This is a genomic window from Hymenobacter lutimineralis, from assembly GCF_008271285.1.
GTDB lineage: Bacteria > Bacteroidota > Bacteroidia > Cytophagales > Hymenobacteraceae > Hymenobacter > Hymenobacter lutimineralis.
In genome coordinates this window covers 17,544-37,541 of record NZ_VTHL01000005.1, presented here as the reverse complement: position 1 = coordinate 37,541, position 19,998 = coordinate 17,544, and the positions used below count along the sequence as shown (strand labels likewise).

Below are 19,998 nucleotides of genomic sequence, written 5' to 3'. Positions count from 1 at the left end.
AAATGGACGGGCAAAGATACAAGCCAGAGAAGAATGATTCTTATCTGCCGAGGGTCTTAACCGGACGGAGCGCGAAATGGTTGCCCGCAGAAAGCAAATTTTCGGGCATCAACCTTCGCCCCAGGCCCTGCGTTTGCCCTAGCGGCCCGCCCTTTCAGCGGGGCCAGAAGCTGTATGCAAGACCTGATTTTTTTTGGCGACTCCCTCACGGCTGGCTACCAGCTGCGCGCCGCCGATGCCTTTCCCGCCCTGTTGCAAACCCGTATCGACGCCCTGGGGCTGCCCTATAAAGCCTATAACTACGGGGTAAGCGGCGAAACCAGCGCCGGCGGCCGCCAGCGCGTGGCCTCGGTGCTGGCACGGCACCCGGTAGCCGTGTTTGTGCTGGCTTTGGGCGCCAACGACGGACTGCGGGGCATTCCCATCCGCGAAACCGTCCAGAACCTGCAGGATATCCTCAACCAGGTGCGGCAAAAGTACCCGCAGGCGCGCATAGTGCTGGTGGGCCTGGAGTTTCCGTTTGACCTGGGCCCGTTGGGCGGGCACCGTTTTGGGCAGTACGCCACCGAGTTTAAAGCCCTGTTTCGGGCGTTGGCGGAAAAGAACAGCCTGCCCTTTGTGCCCTTCCTGTTGCAAGGCGTGTTGGGCCAGCGCCACCTCAACCTGCCCGATGGCGTGCACCCCAACGCGGCGGGGCACAAGCTACTCGCCGACAACGTGTGGGCCATACTGGAAGGCGTACTGAAGAATTGAGGCATCGCAAGCTTATTAAGAAAATTTCTAAATAGGCTTGTGCAGTGCCAGTCCGGCTGGTACTTTTGGCGCAGTTTAGATTAATTCTAAAAAGCCGTTGGGAGTTCCCCTTCGGTTTTCTGCCGCCAACTTCCTATGACGCACACCTTCACCACCGGACTGGTCAGCTCTCTTAAAGCGTTTGCTGCCCTGCTTCTTCTGCTTGTTACCGCTCTGCTTCCCAACTCGCTGCTGGCGCAAACCAACGGCATCATTCGGGGCACCGTGCGCACCGCCGATGCCCAGCCCGCCGAGCAGATAAACGTAGCCCTGGAAGGCACTGCCCGCGGCACTGCCACCGATGCCCAGGGCGCCTATGTTCTCCGAGGGGTGGTGCCCGGTAGCTACACCCTGGTGATTTCGCTGCTGGGCTACGAGCCGAAGCGGGTGCCGGTAGAAGTGAAAGCTGCCGAAACCACCCGGGTACCGGAAATAGTGCTGGCCGAAAGCGCCCAGCAGCTGCGCGAGGTAGTAGTGAGCGGCAACCGCACCAATAAGTTTGCCCGCAAGCAGTCGGTAGACGTAAACAAGATGCCGCTTGATAACCTGGAAAACCCGCAGGTATACGCCACCGTGGGCAAGGAATTGCTGACGGAACAGCTGGTATTTTCGGTGGATGAAGCTACCCGCAACGCCCCAGGCCTGCAGAAGATGTGGGACGCTACCGGCCGGGGCGGCGACGGGGGCGCCTTTTATGCCGCGCGGGGCTTCGTTACGCAAAGTCAGCTGCGCAACGGCGTGGCCGGCAACGTGACCGGCAACATCGATGCGGCCAACCTGGAGAAGCTGGAAGTTATTAAAGGCCCCTCGGCTACTTTGTTCGGCTCGGCGCTGACTTCCTACGGCGGCCTGCTGAACCGTGTCACGAAGAAGCCCACCGACACTTTCGGCGGCGAAATCAATGTGGCAGCCGGTTCCTACGGCTTCCACCGCGTGAGTGCCGACGTGAACTTGGTGGATCAGAGCACCCCCGCCGACCAACCCAAGACCCTGGGCTTCCGCCTAAACACGGCCTACACGTACGAAGACAACTTCCAGAACAAGGGCTACACGGGCTTCAACAAGAACCTGGCCGTGGCGCCCAGCCTGCAGTGGCGCCCCACCGACCGGCTGACGGTCAACTTGGATGCAGAAGTTTTTAACGGCCGGGGCACGGGCAACCAGTTTATCTTCTTTTACTTCCCGTCGGCGACGCTGGGCTTCGACCGGGCCGACCAGTCGCCGTTCGATTACCGCCAGTCGTATCAGGGGCCGGGCCTGATTCAGGAGTCGCGCAGCACCAACCTGTTCGGGCAGGTACGCTACAGTATTTCGCCCAGCTTCACGGCCACCACTTACCTGACCAGCAGCAGCAGCTACTCGGACGGCAACTCGGCGTACTTCTACCTAACGCCTTCTACCCCAGGCTTCCGCCTCCGCCACCCCGAACTGCCCGCAGCCGACAACTACCTGGTTCGGGCCGACCAATCGACCGACAACAGCCGGCGGCAGCTGTGGGAAGCGCAGCAGTTGTTCAACGGCGACTTCCAGGTAGGCAGCTTGCGCAACCGGGTGGTGCTGGGCCTGGATTTCCTGCGCGTCGACTCGGATATCAATTTCATCGGGGGTAACGCCGATACCGTGGCCTTGTCCTCGCCTCGGCCCGTCCTGGACCAGTTCAACGGAACCAACATGAATGCCGTGTACGCCCGCGGCGGCGGTGGGCGCTACCTGGTTACGACCAAGTCGAATACCTATAGTGCCTTCGTATCGGATGTACTGAACCTGACGGAGCAGCTAAGCGTGCTGGCCGCCCTGCGCGTAGACCACGTCAGCAACACCGGCGGGCTGTTTTACTCGCCTGTGGCGGCCTATAAGCAGACTACATTTTCGCCGAAATTCGGGATGGTGTATCAGCCGGTGAAAGACCGGGTGAGTGTGTTTGCCAACTACCAGAACAGCTTCAACAACCTGGGTATCTACCTGGCCGAGGACGGCCGCCGCCCACTGGCCCGGCCAGAGCGGGCCAACCAGTGGGAAGGCGGGGTGAAGCTGGATGCCGCCGCCGGCCGCCTCAGCGCCACGGTGAGCTACTACGACATTCGGGTGCAGGACCGGCTGCGGCTGCTGGGCTACGCGCCCACCACGTTCGAAGCCGTCAATGCCCAGGATGCTACCCAGCGCAGCAAGGGCGTAGAAGTTAATATCACTGCTAACCCCATAAGCGGCCTGAATGTAGTCGGGGGCTTCTCCTACAACGACTCGAAGTTTGAGAACTCGCCCGAAGACGTGAACGGCCGCCGGCCCAACACCGCTTCTTCGCCCTACCTGGCCAACGTTTGGGTAAGCTACCGTCAGGCTGAGGGCGCGCTGCGTGGCCTGGGCGCGGGCTTTGGCGGCAACTATGCCAGTGAAAACCGCGTGTTGAACACGAACACCAACGTGTTTACCCTGCCCAGCTACACGGTGCTCAACGCCAGTATCTTCTACGACCAGCCTAAATACCGCATTTCAGCCAAGGTGGATAACCTCACCGACAAGCAGTACTGGACGGGTTATACCACCATGAATGCGCAGCGGCTGCGCAGCGTGGTGGGCAGCCTTGCCTATAAGTTCTAACGCGTAAACTGTCATTCCGAGCAAAGCGAGGAATCTGGGCTTCGTCAACCAGTACGCCAGATTCCTCGCTTTGCTCGGAATGACAGCCTTTTCCAGTCTCTCTCCATGACCCCATTTAAGAAAGCTGTTGGCAAGCTCCACCTCTGGCTCGGGCTGGCATCGGGGCTGGTGGTGTTTATTGTGAGCATCACCGGGGCCATTTTTGTGTTTCAGGACGACATCCGGGACCTGACGGAGCCCTGGCGCAAGGTGGCCGTGCAGAACACCGCGCCCGTGCTGCCCTCGCGCCTGCAGGCCGCGGCCCTAGCCGGCCACCCCGGCATCAAAGCCGCCGATACCTGGACCACTTACTTCGGGCCTGAGCGGTCGGCTACGGTGTTCTTCATGGCCAAAGATGGGGCCCTGATGCTCGTGTACCTGAACCCTTACACGGGGCAGGTGCTCCATAAGCAGGACCTGCGCACGCACTTTTTTACCATCATCCAGGAAATTCACATGCACCTGCTGCTGCCCGAGGCGGTGGCCAAGTGGGTGGTGGGTGGCGCCATCTCCATTTTCGTGGTGCTGCTGCTCACCGGCCTGGTGCTGTGGTGGCCCAAGCGCCAGCAGGAGCGTAAGCAGCGGTTCACCATCAAGTGGGGCGCGCGGTGGCGGCGCGTCAACTACGACCTGCACAATGTGCTGGGCTTCTACGTAGCCAGCATTGGGCTGGTGCTGGCGCTGTCCGGGCTGTTCATGATTTTTCCCGGGCTGCTCCGGTCGATTGTGTGGGTAGTAGACGGGGGCAAGCCGGCGCCGCCGGAGCTCATGGAAGCCAGGCTCGACTCGCGGCAGACCGCAACGGCGGCCAATCAGCCTTTGTCCGATATCGTGTACCGCACCGTGCGGCGGCTTTCGCCCGCCAACGAAATGGTGCTCATTGGGCCCACGGGTGCGGGCCAGGCGCCCGCGTTTTGCTGGACGTATAAAAAGGCCCTGCACTACTACCACCGCGACGAGTACGCCTTCCACCCGGTGTCGGGCCAGCTGCTGGAGTCACGTTTCCACGCGACCAAAAGCGCCGGCACCAGGTTTTCCGATATGAACTACGACCTGCACGTAGGGCAGATTCTGGGCTTCGGGGGCAAGCTGGTAGCCTTCTTGGCCAGCCTGATTTCGGCCAGCCTGCCCGTGACGGGCACCATCGTCTGGTGGGGGCGCCGCAGCAAAACCAGGAAAAAAGCCCGGCAGCTGGTAGCAGCCAGCTAAAAACCAAGCGGCCCCAACCATCCAATGTGGTTGGGGCCGTTGGCTTTCAGACCGGTAACCGCTACGCGTTGTAGAGCTTCTGGTAGTACTCCTGCGCCATCCGGCCCGACTCAAAGGTGGGCTCAACGTCGCGCATGGCGTTTTTCTGGATTTCGAGGAACCGCTCGGGCTGGCCGTAGTACACGGGCAGAATTTCCTGCTCCAGCACGTCCAGGATGCCGGTGGCTTCGAGGTCGTCCTTCACGTGCTCGGGCTCGTTAATGTTGGCCAGGGGAATGAGGAAGCTGTTTTCGCCCTCGCGCACAAACTCCGGAATCCAGCCATCGGCAATGCTCAAACTCACGCAGCCGTTCATGGCCGCCGTCATGCCGCTGGTGCCCGAGGCCTCGCGGGGGAAGCGCGGGGTGTTCAGCCAGATGTCGGAACCCTTTTTCAGGGCCGCCGACAAGGCCAGCTCGTAGCCCGTGAGCACCGCGCAGTTCTTAAAGCTCCGGGTTTTCTGGATGATGTCGTTGAACATGCCAATGGCGCCGTAGTCCTTGGGGTAGGGCTTGCCGGCCCAGATAACCTGCACGGGCCGCTCGGTATTGCTGATGAGCTGCACAAACCGCTCGAAGTGGCGCAGGATGAGGTCGGCGCGCTTGTAGCCGGCAAAGCGGCGGGCCCACACAATGGTCAGCACCTCGGGGTCGAAGATGTTGCCGGTCTGGTCGGCCACGATGTCGAACAGCTCCTTTTTCAGCTCCCGCTTGCGCTGGCGCAGGGCGGCATCATCGTTAGCCCCTAAGGCTTCGTGCAATTTGGCGTCGCGCCAGTAGGTGCCGTTCTGGGAGTTGGTAATGTAGGTGATGGGGCAGATGCCGGGGTTGGCGCCCCACATCTGATTCGCCACATCTCCGTGCACCCGGGAAACCCCGTTGGCTATGCGCGCCATCCGCAGGGCCGTGAGCGTGTAGTTGAGCCGGTCGTGTTCTACCCCCACCAGCTGCCGCACCTCACTGCCCGAAAACTTCCCGAAGAACGTCATATCCTCCAGCAGCTTCATGGGCTGCTCCTCGTTGCCGGCCAGCTCGGGCGTGTGGGTGGTGAACACCAGCCGCTTCTGCACCTCGGCCAGCTGGCGGCCGTGCTTTTCGTAGAGGTAAAACGCCAGGGGCAGGCCGTGGCCCTCGTTGAGGTGGTACACATCAACCTGGTGGCCGAGCAGGTCGAGGAGGGTGCCGCCCCCGGTGCCCAGCACCATGCTTTGCGCCACCCGGGCGGCCTGGTCGGCGTCGTAGAGGCGGTGGGTGATGGTGCGGGAGATGTAGTCGTTTTCGGGAATGTCGGTGGTGAGAAAGAACATGGGCGCCGTGCCGAACACCTCCGGGGCGAGGTACAGGGCCTTTACTTTTACCTCGGCGCCGTGAATGGTGATGGGGAACACCAGGCCCGTATCCTGCAGGAAGGAGTAGGCCTTGTGGCGGTAGTCCACGCGCATGGTCTGGTCTTCGTTGCGCGTCTGGTCGTAGTAGCCATCCGACCACAGGATGCCAATGCCGACCAGGTTCTGGCGCAGCTCGTAGGCCGAGCGCATGTGGGAGCCGGCCAGGAAGCCCAGGCCGCCGGAGTAGGTTTTCAGCGCCTGGTCAAGCGCAAATTCCATGGAGAAATAGGCCGCGGCGGTGCTGTACTCGGCCGCAGGCTGGTAGAAGGAGAACGTGAAAGCCATCAGAGAGTTGGAAGGGGAAAAGGCAGGAAAAGCGCGGAACGCTATGCAGCCGGGAAGGTGCAAAATTCCGGGGAGAAGTTACAGTGCTAGCGGCATTTCCACGCTATACGCCGGGTTTCTGTACGTTCTGCCCGGCCGGACCGATGCTGGCTTCCCGGTTTTTTATAACAATACCTTAATATTACCATGCGGCAAACGCTGGTTCTACCCCGCTAGCTTTGTCACCTCTCTTACTTCTTTTTTTTCACCACCCCATCTTTCCTTCATGCACATTGCCCGTTTGCTTACCGCCAGCCTGCTCGGCGTGGCCCTCGCCTGCACGTCCATCCAGGACCCCACGCCCCAGGCGCCCGTAGCCGCTGCGGCTGCCCAAAACGTCAGCGCCGCCGGCTTTCCCGAAGCGTTTGAGAGCGGGGTGAAGACCGCCTACACCACCGGCTCCGTCACGCTCGGCTCGGGCTCCTGGACGCTGAACGACGCCCTGCTCGGCAACACCACCGCCGACCGCAAAACCGGCACGCAGTCGGTGCGGGTGCGCAACGTGGGCTCCCTGAGCATGAACTTCAACACGACTACCGGCGCGGGCGTCATCACGGTGCAGCACGCCGTGTACGGCACCGATGGCAGCTCGCAGTGGGAGTTGTGGGCCAGCACCAACAGCGGCTCCTCCTACGCTAAAGTGGGCAGCACCATCACCACCAGCAGCACCAGCCTGAATACGGCCTCCTTCACGGCCAACCTCACCGGCAACGTGCGCCTGCAGATCCGGAAAATTTCGGGGGGCACCAACCGCATCAGCCTCGATAACGTGACCATTGAGCAGTACGGCGGCACTACTACCCCGCCCCCCACCGGCACGGCCAAGAAATTCCTCTTCGATGGCTCGCACGGGGAGCTGGCCGGCAACGCCGACTGGGTGCTGGACGTGAACAGCGGGGTGGCGTCGGCCATTCCTACCCCGGCCCAGAGCGGTATCACCAGCACCACCCCGGAAACGTACTGGACGGGCGCCATCTCGGCCTGGGGCGTGGCCCTGGTGAAGCGTGGGCACACCGTGGAGCAGCTGCCGGCCGGGGGCCGCATCACCTACGGCGACGCCAGCAACACCCAGGATTTGAGCAAGTACAGCGTGTTTGTGGTGGATGAGCCCAACGTGGTGTTCACGGCGGCCGAGAAAACGGCCATCCTGCGCTACGTGCAGAACGGCGGTGGTCTGTTCATGATTACCGACCACATCATCTCCGACCGCAACAACGACGGCTGGGACTCGCCCGAAATCTGGAACGACCTGATGCAGAACAACTCGGTGCAGGCTAATCCCTTCGGCTTCTCGGTGAATTTCGATAACATCATAGAAGACAGCAACAACGCCCTGGTGAGCAGCACCAACCCCATCATGAACGGGGCCCTGGGCACGGTGTCGCAGCTCTCGTTCCACAACGGCGCTACCATGACGCTGAACCCCACGGCCAACGCCACCGTGCAGGGCCTGGTGTGGCGCCTGGGCGCGGGCCAGGGCACCAGCAGCGCCATGGCCGCTTCCAGCACCTTCGGGACCGGCCGCGTGGTCATCATCGGCGACTCTTCCCCCGCCGACGACGGCACCGGCTCGCCCGGCAACACCGTGTACGACGGCTGGAACGAGAACGTAAGCCACGCCCGCCTGCACCTGAACGCCTCTCTGTGGCTGGCTAAGCTGTAGGAGGAAAGCGTAGCGTTTTAAAGCTCCCCGGGCCGTGCACTGCCTGGGGAGCTTTCTTATGTTGGAGTAGGCGCAGAAAGCAAGCAGGAACCCGTTGCTCGATTCGCTCCCCGGGCAAAAGTAACCCCTCACTTTCCCAGCGAAAGAGGCTTGCTTAGCGAATAGGATTTAACCCCGGCCAACGCCCGCGCCCCGCAAGTGGCGCGGGCGTTTCAGTATGGCGGTTTTAGCCCTCTGAAGCGAAATTTCGCCGTTTTTGCGACCCCAGGAATTGCGCCGTCGTTTTTGGATACTGGCAATTGAGCCGATATCTTGCCACTCATCCCACTGCCAAAATCCCCGGATGACCGGCTCTTCTCTGTTCTCCGGGGCGTTTGGTCGGGACCGGCTGGTTGGCCCGGCAGCGCTGGCCCGAACCCGGACTGCCCCCAACGAGCAACGAATATTTAGTAACTGCTAACGAATGCCTCAGCCTACCCTACGCGCCTGTATCTTCGACCTCGATGGCGTCATCGTAGATACCGCCAAGTTTCACTACCAGGCCTGGAAAACGCTGGCCCACGGCCTGGGCTTCGATTTCACGGAGCACGACAACGAGCGGCTAAAGGGCGTGAGCCGCATGCGGTCCTTGGAAATTATTCTCGAAATCGGCCAGCAAACGTTACCGGAAGACCAGAAGCTGGCCCTGGCCACGCGCAAAAATGAAGCATACCTGGAAGACGTGCACCGCATGACCGAGGCCGACGTGCTGCCCGGGGTGCGCCGCTTCCTGGAAGAGTGCCGCGCCGCCGGCCTGAAAACCGCTCTGGGTTCCGCCTCCAAAAACGCCCGCCTCATCCTCGACCGGGTAAACCTGCTGCCCCTCTTCGACGCCATTGTGGATGGCACCGACGTGGCCAATGCCAAGCCCGACCCCGAGGTGTTTCTGAAAGGGGCGGAGGCCCTGGGCGTGGAGCCGACTCACTGTGTGGTGTTCGAAGACGCCGTAGCCGGCCTCGAAGCGGCCCGCAACGGCGGCATGCACTGTGTTGGTGTCGGGGATGTAACTATCTTAGCAGAAGCCGATTTTGTGATTCCCGGCTTTGAAGACATGACGGTGGCCCGCCTCCAGGAATTAGAAGTCTGCCACTAACCCCTCCCCCGAAAACTCTCCCCTTACTTTCCCTTATCCAATGAAAGATTACATCAAAATAGACGAGTGGCGGATTATTGAAGAAGGCTTCGACCCGCACCTCAACAAAGTGTCCGAAAGCATTTTCTCGTTGGGCAACGGGCGGATGGGGCAGCGCGCCAACTTTGAGGAGCAGTACTCGGGCCCTTCCCTGCAGGGCAACTACGTGGCCGGCGTGTACTACCCCGATAAAACCCGCGTGGGCTGGTGGAAAAACGGCTACCCCGACTACTTTGCCAAGGTGCTGAACGCCGCCAACTGGATAGGCATTGGGGTGGAAATCGACGGAACGGAAATCGACCTGGCCAAGCTGCCCGTGGAGGACTTCCGCCGCGAGCTGAACATGCGCGAAGGCTACCTGCTGCGCACCTGCACCGTGGTGCTGGAAGAAGGCCGCAAGCTGAAAATTGAAGCTAAGCGCTTCTGCAGCATCGTCGACGACGAGGTGGGCGCCATTCGCTACGCCATTACGCCCCTGGGCTTCTCGGGCAAAGCCACACTCACGCCCTACATCGATTTCGACGTTAAAAACCAGGACGCCAACTACGACGAGAAGTTCTGGGAAGAAGTAAGCCGCGAAATGGAAGACGAGGCCGCCTACGTGACGGCCCGCACCCGCAAAACGGGCTTCGACGTGTGCACTGGCATGACCTTCGCCCTCACCCAGGCCGGTACGCCCGTCACGCCCCGCACTATTCCCATCGAGAGCGAGAAGTACACGGCCCACATCTTCACCGTCAGCATCCTCGACGGGGAAGAAACCGTGCTGACCAAGTTTGCCGCCAACATTTCCTCCGAAAACCACGACCGGAGCCTGCTGCAGGACGTTTGCCAGCGCGCCGTGCAGCAAGCCCGCGCCAAGGGCTTCGACAAGATGGTAGAAGAGCAGGCCGCCGCCTGGGCCGCCAAGTGGGCCGAGAGTGACATCATCATCGAAGGCGACGTGGCCGCTCAGCAGGCCATCCGCTTCAACATCTTCCAGCTCAACCAGACCTACACTGGCGAAGACCCGCGCCTGAACATCGGCCCCAAGGGCTTTACGGGGGAAAAATACGGCGGCAGCACCTACTGGGACACCGAGGCGTACTGCCTGCCCTTCTACCTAGCCACCGCCGACCCGCAGGTGGGCCGTAACCTGCTGCTGTACCGCTACAAGCAGCTGGGCAAAGCCATTGAAAACGCGCAGAAGCTGGGCTTCACCGATGGAGCCGCGCTCTACCCCATGGTGACCATGAACGGGGAGGAGTGCCACAACGAATGGGAAATTACCTTTGAAGAGGTGCACCGCAACGGCGCCATTGCCCACGCCATCTACGACTACGTGCGCTACACCGGCGACGAAAGCTACCTGGCCGACTACGGCGTGGACGTGCTGGTGGCCATTTCGCGGTTCTGGGCCCAGCGCGTGAACTTCTCCGAGGAGAAAGGCCAGTACGTGATGCTGGGCGTAACCGGCCCCAACGAGTACGAAAACAACATCAATAACAACTGGTACACCAGCACCATTGCCCTCTGGACGCTGAACTACACCCTGGAGGTGCTGGCGAAAATCAAGGCTGAAAACCCGGCCCGCTACGCCGTGCTCGACATGGAGCTGGGCCTGGAGGAAGGGCGGGAGTTCGGCACCTGGCGGGCTATTATCGACAACATGTTCCTGCCCGAGGACCCCAAGCGCGGCATCAAGCTGCAGCAGGAAGGCTACCTCGACAAGGAGCAGATTCTGGTGAAGGACCTGCCCGCCTCGGAGCGCCCCCTCAACCAGAAGTGGAGTTGGGACCGGATTCTGCGCTCCTGCTTTATCAAGCAGGCCGACGTGCTCCAGGGCATGTTCCTGCTCGAAGATCAGTTCGACCTCGACACTATCCGCCGCAACTTCGAGTTCTACGAGCCGCGCACCGTGCACGAGTCGTCTCTCTCGCCCTGCGTGCACGCCGTGCTGGCGGCCCGCCTGGGCATGGAGGAAAAGGCCTACGAAATGTACCTGCGCACCGCCCGCCTCGACCTCGACGACTACAACAACGACACCGAGGACGGCTGCCACACGACCTCTATGGCCGGCACCTGGATGGCCGTTGTGCAGGGCTTCGGGGGCATGCGCGTGCGCGACGGGCAGCTCCACTTCCGGCCCATGCTGCCGGCTAAGTGGTCGGGCTTCAGCTTCCGCATTCGTTTCCGGGGCGCCGTAGTGAAGGTGCACGTGGGCCGCAACGGGGTGCAGATTGAAGCCGACAAGCCGCTGACGGTGTTCGTCAACGACGAGGCCGTAGCCGTGGGCCAGACCCCGGTGACGGAACTGGTAGGTTAAGGGTTTAGTTCAGCGGTTAGCGGCTGGCTATTAGCTGTTGGCTTTGTTCAGGAGGCCAGCCGTTTGACAGGGGCACATCAGGCTCTATTTGAACAGCTAATAGCCAGCCGCTATCAGCCAAAAGCTAAAAATATGACGGATCTGACCAACCAGGTAGCCATTGTCACCGGCGCCAGCCGGGGCATCGGGCGCGCCATCACGTTGCTGCTGGCTATGCAGGGAGTGCGCGTAGTCGCCCTCGCCCGCGGGGCCGAGGAGCTGGACGATGTAGCGCAGTCGGGGCAGATTTTGCCTTTGGCAGCTACCGTCACCGATGAGGCCGATGCCCAGCAGGCCGTAGACATTGCCTTACAGCATTTTGGCCGGCTGGATATCGTGGTGTGCAACGCTGGTGTGGGGTCGTTTAACCTGCTGGAAAATATTGCGGCCACCGACTGGGACCAGATGTTTGACGTGAACGTGAAAGGCACCTTCCTGCTGTGCAAAGCGGCCGTGCCCCACTTCAAGGCGCAGAAGCGCGGCCACATCGTGGGTATTACCTCCGACGTGGCCCGCCGCACCTTCGAGCATGGAACCGCCTACGGAGCCAGCAAGTACGCCCAGGATGCCCTGCTGGGCTCGTTGCGCAAGGAAGTGCGGCCGTTTGGCGTCAAAGTCAGCACCATTTACCCCGGCTTGGTTGATACCTACTTCAACAACTCCCGGCCCGGTAGTGCTGAGGCCGAAGCCACCCACCTGCGCCCGGCCGATGTGGCTCAGGCCGTGCGCTACGTGCTGGAAGCCCCAGCCCATGTGGTGATAGATGAGCTCATGCTTCACCCGCTTAGCCAGGAGTGGTAGGATGGGAGGAAGACTGCATGGGAACCCGGCATTAGCGCCTTCGGTTTGGCAGCCATGCCCCTCTGTGTAGGTTCGCTGAATCGACCACTAAAAATACCGCCTCTAACCGGCAACTGCCTATCTTAGGCCACCCTATGAAGAAGTTCCTGCCGGCTGCCGGCGTTTTCCTGGCATTAGCCTCTTTTCAATCTGTTTCTCCGGCCGATTCGGCCCGTGCTGTGTCTACCGTTTCTTTCTCTGACCCCAATACCACCAACGAAGTCCCGCAGGACAACAAGATCATCATCTACCAGATGATGACGCGCCTGTTCGGGAACAAGTCCACCACCAACAAGCCCCACGGCACCATTGCCGAGAACGGGGTAGGCAAGTTCAACGACATCAACAGCACGGCTCTGCAGGCTATTAAGCAGCTGGGCGCCACCCACGTGTGGTACACCGGGGTGCTGGAGCATGCCACCATGACGGACTACACCAAGGACGGCATTCCGCTGGACGATGCCGATGTGGTGAAAGGCCGCGCCGGCTCGCCCTACGCCATCAAGGACTACTACGATGTGTCGCCGGACTTGGCGGTGAACGTGAAAAACCGCATGCTGGAGTTTGAGGGCCTGGTGAAGCGTACCCACGCCAACGGCCTTAAAGTCATTATCGACTTCATCCCCAACCACGTAGCTCGCACCTATAAGTCGGATGCCAAGCCCCTGGGCGTGGTGGACCTGGGCGAGCGGGACGACAAGACGAAGGCCTTTGCGCCCAACAACAACTTCTACTACCTGCCCGGCCAGAGCCTGGTCGTGCCGAAAGCCAACAACCCGCTGGGGGCGGCTCAGGGCCCGAAGGAAGATGGCAAGTTTGCGGAAATGCCCGCCAAGGTGACCGGCAACGACGTTTTCTCGGCCACGCCCAGCATCGACGACTGGTTTGAAACCATCAAGCTCAACTACGGGGTCGACTACCAGAACCACCGCCAGCTACACTTCGAGCAGGTGCCCGACACCTGGGTGAAGATGCGCGACATTCTGGTGTACTGGGCCAAGAAAGACGTGGATGCCTTCCGGTGCGACATGGTGGAAATGACGCCCGTGGAGTTCTGGGCCTGGGTGATTCCGGAGGTGAAGAAGGTGAAGCCGGACATCCTGTTCATGGCCGAAGCCTACAATCCCAAGGAGTACAAGACCTACCTCGAAAAAGGCCACTTCGATTACCTCTACGACAAAGTAGGCCTCTACGACGGGCTGCGCCGCCTCATGCGGGGCGAGGGCAATACCGAAGACATTACCCGCGTGTGGCGCGAGGAAAGCCGCGGCTTCTCTTCTCACATGCTGCGCTTCCTAGAAAACCACGACGAGCAGCGCATTGCCTCCAAAGACTTTGCCGGCGACCCCCGCACCGCTATTCCGGCCATGACGGTAACCGCCACCCTGGCCTCGGGCCCCGTGATGGTGTACTTTGGCCAGGAAGTAGGGGAGCCCGCCCACGGCGCGGAGGGCTTCTCGGGCGAGGACGGCCGCACCACCATCTTCGACTACTGGGGCGTGCCCTTTCACCAGCGCTGGGTGAATGGCGGCAAGTTCGACGGGGGCAAGCTCGACGAGGGCCAGAAGGAGCTGCGCAGCTTCTATGCCCGCCTGCTTAACCTGACCGGCTCCAGCGACGCCATCCGGCGCGGCAAGTTCTACGAGCTGCAGGACGCCAACAACCTGGGCCGCGAGTACGACCAGAAGCAGGTGTACAGCTACCTGCGCTACACCGATAAGCAGAAGCTGCTGATTGTGGTCAACTTCAGCCGCGACAAAACCCTGCATCCTACCCTGCGCATTCCAGCGGAAGCCCTGAAGGCCATGGGCCTCGACCCCAACCGCGTGTACACCTACACCGACGTGCTCAACAATACCCCCGCCGTTACGTCGCTGGCCCTCACGCTGGCCCCGCTCAGCGCCCACGTGTTCGAGATTCAGCCGCGCAAATAGGCCGGTCTTTTTTATTCTCTGATCTTTCCCCCTTATTCTTCCACGCATAAGCGAATGGCAACGACCGTAGCGCCCGTTAGTACCCGTGAAAAACCCCGGCTAAGCTTCTGGCAGATCTGGAACATGAGCTTTGGCTTCCTGGGCATCCAGTTTGGCTTTGAGCTGCAGAACTCCAACGTCAGCCGGATTTTTGAAACCCTGGGCGCGAACAAAGATGACATTCCGATTCTGTGGATTGCGGCCCCGCTCACCGGCCTGCTGGTGCAGCCCATCATTGGCTATTTCTCCGACCGCACCTGGCACCCATTCTGGGGCCGGCGGCGGCCCTACTTCTTCATCGGGGCTATCCTGGCTACGCTGGCGCTGTTCGTGATGCCCAACTCCTCGGCCCTGTGGATGGCCGGCGGCATGCTCTGGATTCTGGATGCCAGCATCAACATTTCCATGGAGCCCTTCCGCGCTTTCGTGGGCGACAAGCTGTCGAGCGAGCAGCGCACCAAAGGGTTTGCCATGCAGAGCTTCTTTATCGGGGTGGGGTCGGTTATTGCGGCCCTGCTGCCCTGGGTGTTCACCAACTGGTTTCACCTGAGCAATACGGCCGCCAACGGCGAGATTCCGCCCTCGGTCAAATGGTCGTTCTACGTGGGGGCGCTGGCCTTCCTGGCCGCGGTGATGTACACGGTGTTTACCACCAAGGAGTTTCCGCCGGAAGACATGGAGGAGTTCCGCAAGGAAAACGCCCAGGCCGGCATCTGGGATGGGATGAAGGAGTCCTTCCTGGGAATATTCCGCATGCCCGTGGCCATGCGCCAGCTGGCCCTGGTGCAGTTCTTCACCTGGTTTGCCCTGTTCTCCATGTGGATTTACGCCACCAACGCCGTCACGAGCAACATCTACAACATGCGCGTGACCACGCCCCTCTACCAACGCATTACCAGCTACATTGCTACGGCCGCCCAGCAGGAAACGGATGCGAAAAAAAGCAAGACGCTGGCTTCCCTGCAGAAAGACATTGACGAAATCAACCAGTTTCAGGCCGGCAGCGCCGACAAGACCCTCACCCTGAACCTGGCCAACTACTACCTCGACAGCGCCAAGCCAACCGGCGCCGATGCGGCGGATCTGCAGCGGGTAAAGCAGCAGTACAACGATGGCGCCGACTGGCTGAGTTTGGCCTCGTCGGTACGCAACGGGGTGGCCGCCATCTTCGCGTTTATCATTCCGCTCATTGCCAGCCGCACCAGCCGGCGCCGCACCCACATGCTGTGCCTGCTCACGGGTGGGGTAGGGCTGTTATCGTTGAAGTTTATTCAGAACCCCGACCTGATCATGGTTTCTATGGCCATGGTGGGCGTAGCCTGGGCCAGTATCCTGTCTATGCCCTACGCTATTCTGGCCGGCTCCCTGCCCGCCAACAAAATGGGGTATTACATGGGCGTGTTCAACTTCTTCATTGTAATTCCGCAGATTGTGGCTGCTACCATCCTGGGCTATTGCACCATGCACTTCTTCCACGGCAATACCCTCAACACCCTAGCTCTGGGTGGCGCCTCCATGATTCTGGCCGGCGTGCTCACGTTGTGGGTGCGCGACGACGAGAACGGGGCCAAGGCTGCGCTGCTGCCTGCTGATGCTCCCGGCTACGATACGCCCACAGTAGTGGTGCCGCGTACCTGAGTACGCTCCTGCGCAAGCACAACGCCCCGTCGATATCTGTTTCGGCGGGGCGTTGTGTGTTAATAGGAACAAGCAGGGCTTACGCCTGCAACCATTCCAATGCCGTATGCTCTTCCGTAAAAATGCGGAAGGCTACCGCCGTACGCACGGCGGCAGGAATATCGGGCTCCAACTCCGCGAGGCGGCCCAGGATAGTAGGCGCGTTGTTAGGCGTGACGAGGTAAGCAATGCGGTGCTCGGCCCCGGCAACGCCCTGCGCCAGCCGCGCCCGTACGTCGTGCACAATCCAGGCGAAATCCGCGGGGTCGGCCAGGCTGCGGCGGCGCAGGTCGATAAGCCAGCGGCCGGCCTGCTCCTGCCGGGCTAGCTCCAGGGTTTGGTCATAAGCCGCCCGCAGCTCCTGCGAAGTGGTTTGCCGCGTCCAGCGCAAAAACAGTACGCGCAGATCGGGGCGGTAAGCCAGGTCCATGTACGCGGGGGAGAGGTTGCTCATGCAAGGAGAGGACGTAAGAGTTGGGGCCGCGTCATCAAGGAGTGTGCCCGAATAGAAAAAGAGGGGCGCCGCCGGGAAAAAGTAGCGCCAATTCTGTTTTTCCGGGGCACCAGCATCCCACCGCCGAGGCCTTCGGGCCAGGGGCTGCCAGAAAGCCCGACCGTAAAACCAAATTCAATGCAAAAATGGCAGCCAGCCCCGGAAAAAATTAGGGCAATGCGTGGCGCTCAGCCAACCTCGGCACGCGTGGTGTGTCTGTTGTGCTTACATTCACCCCATCCATTCTCTTACCTCTTCCCCTTCGTATGAAGCTAAAACAGTTAGGCTTGCTCGGGCTAAGCGTGGCGCTGGCCATGCCGGCCGCTCTGGCTCAGCAAAAAACCGCTCCCAAAACCACGACCACCAAAGCCACCGGTGGCACGCGCCTGGTGGAAAAAGTAACCGCCAAGCCCGGGGAAGTGGTTATTCCCTACGAGAAGTACGTGCTGCCCAACGGCCTCACGCTGGTCGTGCACGAAGACCACTCCGACCCCATTGTGCACGTAGATGTGACCTACCACGTGGGCTCGGCCCGCGAAACCATCGGCAAGTCGGGTTTTGCCCACTTCTTCGAGCACATGATGTTCCAGGGCTCCGACAACGTGGGCGACGAGCAGCACTTCAAGCTGGTATCGGCCGCCGGGGGCACGCTCAACGGCTCCACCAACCGCGACCGGACCAACTACTTCGAAACCCTGCCCAACAACCAGCTGGAAACGGCCCTGTGGCTGGAAGCCGACCGCATGGGCTTTCTGCTGGATGCCGTAACGCAGACCAAGTTTGAAAATCAGCGCTCCACCGTGAAAAACGAGCGGGGCCAGAACTACGACAACCGCCCCTACGGCCTGGCCGGCGAGATGGTGTCGAAGAACCTGTATCCCTACGGGCACCCCTACAGCTGGATGACCATCGGCTACCTCGAAGACCTGGACCGCTCCGACGTAAACGACCTCAAAAACTTCTTCCTGCGCTGGTACGGCCCCAACAATGCTACCCTGACGGTGGGCGGCGACGTGAAGCCCGCTGAGGTGGTGAAGCTGGCCGAGAAGTACTTTGGCTCCATCAAGCGCGGCCCGGCCGTGCAGAACATGAAGCTGCCCGCGCCCAAGCTCACCCAAGACCGCTACGTGAGCTACGAGGACAACGTGCGCTTCCCCATGCTGCGCATGGTGCTGCCCACCGTGCCCCGCTACCACCCCGATGAAACGGCCCTCGACGCGCTGGCCGAAATCCTGGGTGGCGGCAACAACTCCCTGCTCTACCAGAACCTGGTAAAAAACCAGAAAGCCATTCAGGCCAACGCCTCGCACCCCACGGCCGAGCTGGCCGGCGAGTTTTCCTTCACGGCCGTGGGCTTCCCCGGCAAAGGCCTTGACAGCCTGGAGATGGTGGTGCGCCGGTCGTTGACGGAGTTTGAGAAGCGCGGCGTAACCGACGAAGACCTCCAGCGCTTTAAAGCCACCCGCGAAGCCCAGATCATCGACGGCCTGGCCAGCGTAAGCGGCAAAGTATCGGAGCTGGCCGCCGCCCAGACGTTTTCCGGCTCGCCCAACCGCATCACCCAGGACCTGAAAGAGCTGCGTGCCCTCACCAAGGCCGACGTGCTGCGCGTGTACAACCAGTACCTCAAAGGCAAGAAGGCGGTGATTCTGAGCGTGGTGCCCAAAGGGGGCAAAAACCTCGTGGCCCGCACCGACAACTACACCATTTCCAAGGAGGGCTTTACCATGCCCAAGGACGAGTACGCGGGCCTCACCTACGTGAAGCCTACCGACAACTTCGACCGTAAGCAGCAGCCCAAAGCGGGCACCAACCCCGTGGTGCAGGTGCCGGCGTTCTGGCAGCAGACGATGCCCAACGGGCTGAAGGTAATCGGCTCCCGCAACGCCGAGATTCCGAAGGCGACCATGCAGCTGACCATTCCCGGCGGCCACCGCCTGGCCCAGCAGAACCCCGGCAAAGCCGGTCTGGCGGGTCTCACGGCGGCTATGCTGGGCGAAGGCTCGCAGAAATACACGCCCGAGCAGTTTAGCGCGGCCCTGGAAAAGCTGGGCAGCTCCATCGACGTAGTGGCCGGCGACGACAACACGACCATCTACGTGGAGTCACTCACCAAAAACCTTGACGCCACGCTGGCCTTGCTGGAGGAAAGCCTGCTGCACCCCCGCTTTGATGCCCAGGATTTTGCCCGCGTGAAAAAGCAGACCCTGGAAGGCATTGCCAACCAGAACGTGCAGCCTGTGGCCATTGCCAACAACACCTTTGCTCGCCTGATTTACCCCAGCGGCGACATCATGCGCGTGCCCACCAGCGGCTCCGTGGCTACCGTGCAAGGCCTCACGCTGGATGATGTAAAGCAGTTCTACCAGCAAAACTACGCCCCCAACATCTCGAACCTGGTAGTGGTAGGCGACGTGGCCGAGGCGCAGGTACTGCCCAAGCTCAAGTTCCTGCAAACCTGGGCCAAGAAGGACGTGGCTCTGCCCGCCCCCGCGGCGGCAGCTATGCCCACCGAAAAGACGCGCATTTATTTCGTGAACAAGGACGGCGCTGCGCAGTCGGAAATCCGCATTGGCTACCTGGGCATGCCCTACGATGCTACCGGGGAGTACTACCGCGCCGGTTTGGCCAACTACCTGCTCGGTGGCGCCTTCAACTCGCGCATCAACCTGAACCTGCGCGAAGACAAAGGCTACACCTACGGGGCCCGCTCGGGCTTCCGGGGCAGCAAGTACGCCGGGCCATTCACGGCCCAGGCCGGCGTGCGTGCCGATGCCACGGCCGCCTCGGTGAAGGAGTTCATGAAAGAGCTGCAGAACTACCGCAACGGAATCTCCGACGAGGAACTGCAGTTTGTGCAGGCCTCCATCGGGCAGAGTGACGCCCTGCGCTACGAAACCGGCCGCCAGAAAGCCGCTTTCCTGGGCCGCATCGTGGAGTATAACCTCGACAAAGGCTACGTGCAGCAGCAGAGCGACATCCTGCGCAACCTGAAGAAGGAAGACGTGCAGGCCCTGGCGCAGAAGTACCTGCCTACCGACAACATGTACATCGTGGTAGTTGGCGACCGGGCCAAGGCTTTCCCCGGCCTCAGCGAGCTGGGCTACGAAGTAGTGGAGCTGGACCTGGAAGGTAACCCTGTGGCTTCGGCCGCCCCGGCTGCCGGCCCGGCTGCCGCTCCCGCTGCTGCTCCTGCCGCCGCCCCGGCTGCCGACCCTTCGACCACCATCAAGAAGGCAAAAAGCAAAACCAAGGACGAAGACGGCAGCAAGAAAAAGCGCAAGCAGAAAGCTGACGAAAACAGCGAAAAAATCAAGGAGAAGAGCGAATAGTTAATCGGCCTTCCACTTATTTGACAGCCCGGTTCCGCGAAGGAAACGGGCTGTTTGCATGATGGTTATAGCAGACTGCCAAGCGCCGCGCCGCCAAACCGTGTCTTGCGTTGTTTA

12 protein-coding genes are annotated in these 19,998 nt (G+C 61.1%); 10 read left to right on the top strand and 2 right to left on the bottom strand.

Annotation, left to right across the window (positions count from 1 at the left end; translation table 11 throughout):
* The first annotated feature begins 174 nt into the window (after positions 1–174).
* The 3 genes from FY528_RS06610 to FY528_RS06600 all read left to right on the top strand — a co-directional run bounded on the left by FY528_RS06610 (position 175) and on the right by FY528_RS06600 (position 4,638).
* On the top strand, positions 175–753 hold the full coding sequence (locus FY528_RS06610) for an arylesterase (RefSeq protein ID WP_149070211.1): 579 nt from the start codon (positions 175–177) through the stop codon (positions 751–753).
* 135 nt (positions 754–888) lie between these two features.
* Positions 889–3,390, top strand: coding sequence for a TonB-dependent receptor (locus FY528_RS06605; protein ID WP_149070210.1), 2,502 nt, complete (start codon positions 889–891; stop codon positions 3,388–3,390).
* A gap of 105 nt (positions 3,391–3,495) precedes the next feature.
* Positions 3,496–4,638, top strand: coding sequence for a PepSY-associated TM helix domain-containing protein (locus FY528_RS06600; protein ID WP_149070209.1), 1,143 nt, complete (start codon positions 3,496–3,498; stop codon positions 4,636–4,638).
* Between the two features lie 61 nt (positions 4,639–4,699).
* On the opposite strand, the gene glgP is transcribed toward FY528_RS06600, so the two are convergent.
* Positions 4,700–6,349 (bottom strand): alpha-glucan family phosphorylase, encoded by a 1,650-nt coding sequence (glgP, locus tag FY528_RS06595; protein ID WP_149070208.1) that lies wholly within the window; start codon positions 6,347–6,349, stop codon positions 4,700–4,702.
* 265 nt (positions 6,350–6,614) lie between these two features.
* Here glgP and FY528_RS06590 point away from each other — a divergent pair, with 265 nt between their 5' ends.
* From FY528_RS06590 to FY528_RS06565, 6 genes are all read left to right on the top strand, one after another.
* Complete coding sequence (locus FY528_RS06590; protein WP_149070207.1) at positions 6,615–8,051, top strand: hydrolase; 1,437 nt, start codon at positions 6,615–6,617, stop codon at positions 8,049–8,051.
* A gap of 463 nt (positions 8,052–8,514) precedes the next feature.
* A complete protein-coding gene (gene pgmB, locus FY528_RS06585; protein ID WP_149070206.1) occupies positions 8,515–9,183 on the top strand; it encodes a beta-phosphoglucomutase in 669 nt (222 codons plus the stop codon).
* A 40-nt stretch (positions 9,184–9,223) separates the two neighbouring features.
* A complete protein-coding gene (locus tag FY528_RS06580; protein WP_149070205.1) occupies positions 9,224–11,527 on the top strand; it encodes a glycoside hydrolase family 65 protein in 2,304 nt (767 codons plus the stop codon).
* A gap of 132 nt (positions 11,528–11,659) precedes the next feature.
* The gene (locus FY528_RS06575; protein WP_149070204.1) at positions 11,660–12,367 is read left to right on the top strand and encodes an SDR family oxidoreductase; all 708 of its coding nucleotides are present in this window, start codon (positions 11,660–11,662) and stop codon (positions 12,365–12,367) included.
* A gap of 134 nt (positions 12,368–12,501) precedes the next feature.
* Positions 12,502–14,340 carry an alpha-amylase family glycosyl hydrolase gene (locus tag FY528_RS06570; protein ID WP_149070203.1) on the top strand — a complete coding sequence of 613 codons (1,839 nt, stop codon included), beginning with the start codon at positions 12,502–12,504 and terminating at the stop codon, positions 14,338–14,340.
* A gap of 54 nt (positions 14,341–14,394) precedes the next feature.
* Entirely contained in the window at positions 14,395–16,017 is a 1,623-nt protein-coding gene (locus tag FY528_RS06565) for an MFS transporter (RefSeq protein WP_149070202.1), read from the top strand.
* 79 nt (positions 16,018–16,096) lie between these two features.
* Here FY528_RS06565 and FY528_RS06560 read toward each other — a convergent pair whose 3' ends face one another.
* A complete protein-coding gene (locus FY528_RS06560; RefSeq protein ID WP_149070201.1) occupies positions 16,097–16,510 on the bottom strand; it encodes an STAS/SEC14 domain-containing protein in 414 nt (137 codons plus the stop codon).
* Positions 16,511–16,815: 305 nt separating this feature from the next.
* Between FY528_RS06560 and FY528_RS06555 the strand changes: the two genes are divergently transcribed.
* The gene (locus FY528_RS06555) at positions 16,816–19,881 is read left to right on the top strand and encodes a M16 family metallopeptidase (protein WP_149070200.1); all 3,066 of its coding nucleotides are present in this window, start codon (positions 16,816–16,818) and stop codon (positions 19,879–19,881) included.
* Positions 19,882–19,998 lie beyond the last annotated feature (117 nt).

What these genes read in the sequence shown, in the direction of transcription:
- FY528_RS06565 (WP_149070202.1), top strand. Translation starts at nt 14,395, where the DNA reads ATGGCAACGACCGTAGCGCCCGTTAGTACCCGTGAAAAACCCCGGCTA.
- glgP (WP_149070208.1), bottom strand. Translation starts at nt 6,349, where the DNA reads ATGGCTTTCACGTTCTCCTTCTACCAGCCTGCGGCCGAGTACAGCACC.
- FY528_RS06555 (WP_149070200.1), top strand. Translation starts at nt 16,816, where the DNA reads ATGAAGCTAAAACAGTTAGGCTTGCTCGGGCTAAGCGTGGCGCTGGCC.
- FY528_RS06580 (WP_149070205.1), top strand. Translation starts at nt 9,224, where the DNA reads ATGAAAGATTACATCAAAATAGACGAGTGGCGGATTATTGAAGAAGGC.
- FY528_RS06575 (WP_149070204.1), top strand. Translation starts at nt 11,660, where the DNA reads ATGACGGATCTGACCAACCAGGTAGCCATTGTCACCGGCGCCAGCCGG.
- FY528_RS06570 (WP_149070203.1), top strand. Translation starts at nt 12,502, where the DNA reads ATGAAGAAGTTCCTGCCGGCTGCCGGCGTTTTCCTGGCATTAGCCTCT.
- pgmB (WP_149070206.1), top strand. Translation starts at nt 8,515, where the DNA reads ATGCCTCAGCCTACCCTACGCGCCTGTATCTTCGACCTCGATGGCGTC.
- FY528_RS06605 (WP_149070210.1), top strand. Translation starts at nt 889, where the DNA reads ATGACGCACACCTTCACCACCGGACTGGTCAGCTCTCTTAAAGCGTTT.
- FY528_RS06600 (WP_149070209.1), top strand. Translation starts at nt 3,496, where the DNA reads ATGACCCCATTTAAGAAAGCTGTTGGCAAGCTCCACCTCTGGCTCGGG.
- FY528_RS06610 (WP_149070211.1), top strand. Translation starts at nt 175, where the DNA reads ATGCAAGACCTGATTTTTTTTGGCGACTCCCTCACGGCTGGCTACCAG.
- FY528_RS06590 (WP_149070207.1), top strand. Translation starts at nt 6,615, where the DNA reads ATGCACATTGCCCGTTTGCTTACCGCCAGCCTGCTCGGCGTGGCCCTC.
- FY528_RS06560 (WP_149070201.1), bottom strand. Translation starts at nt 16,510, where the DNA reads ATGAGCAACCTCTCCCCCGCGTACATGGACCTGGCTTACCGCCCCGAT.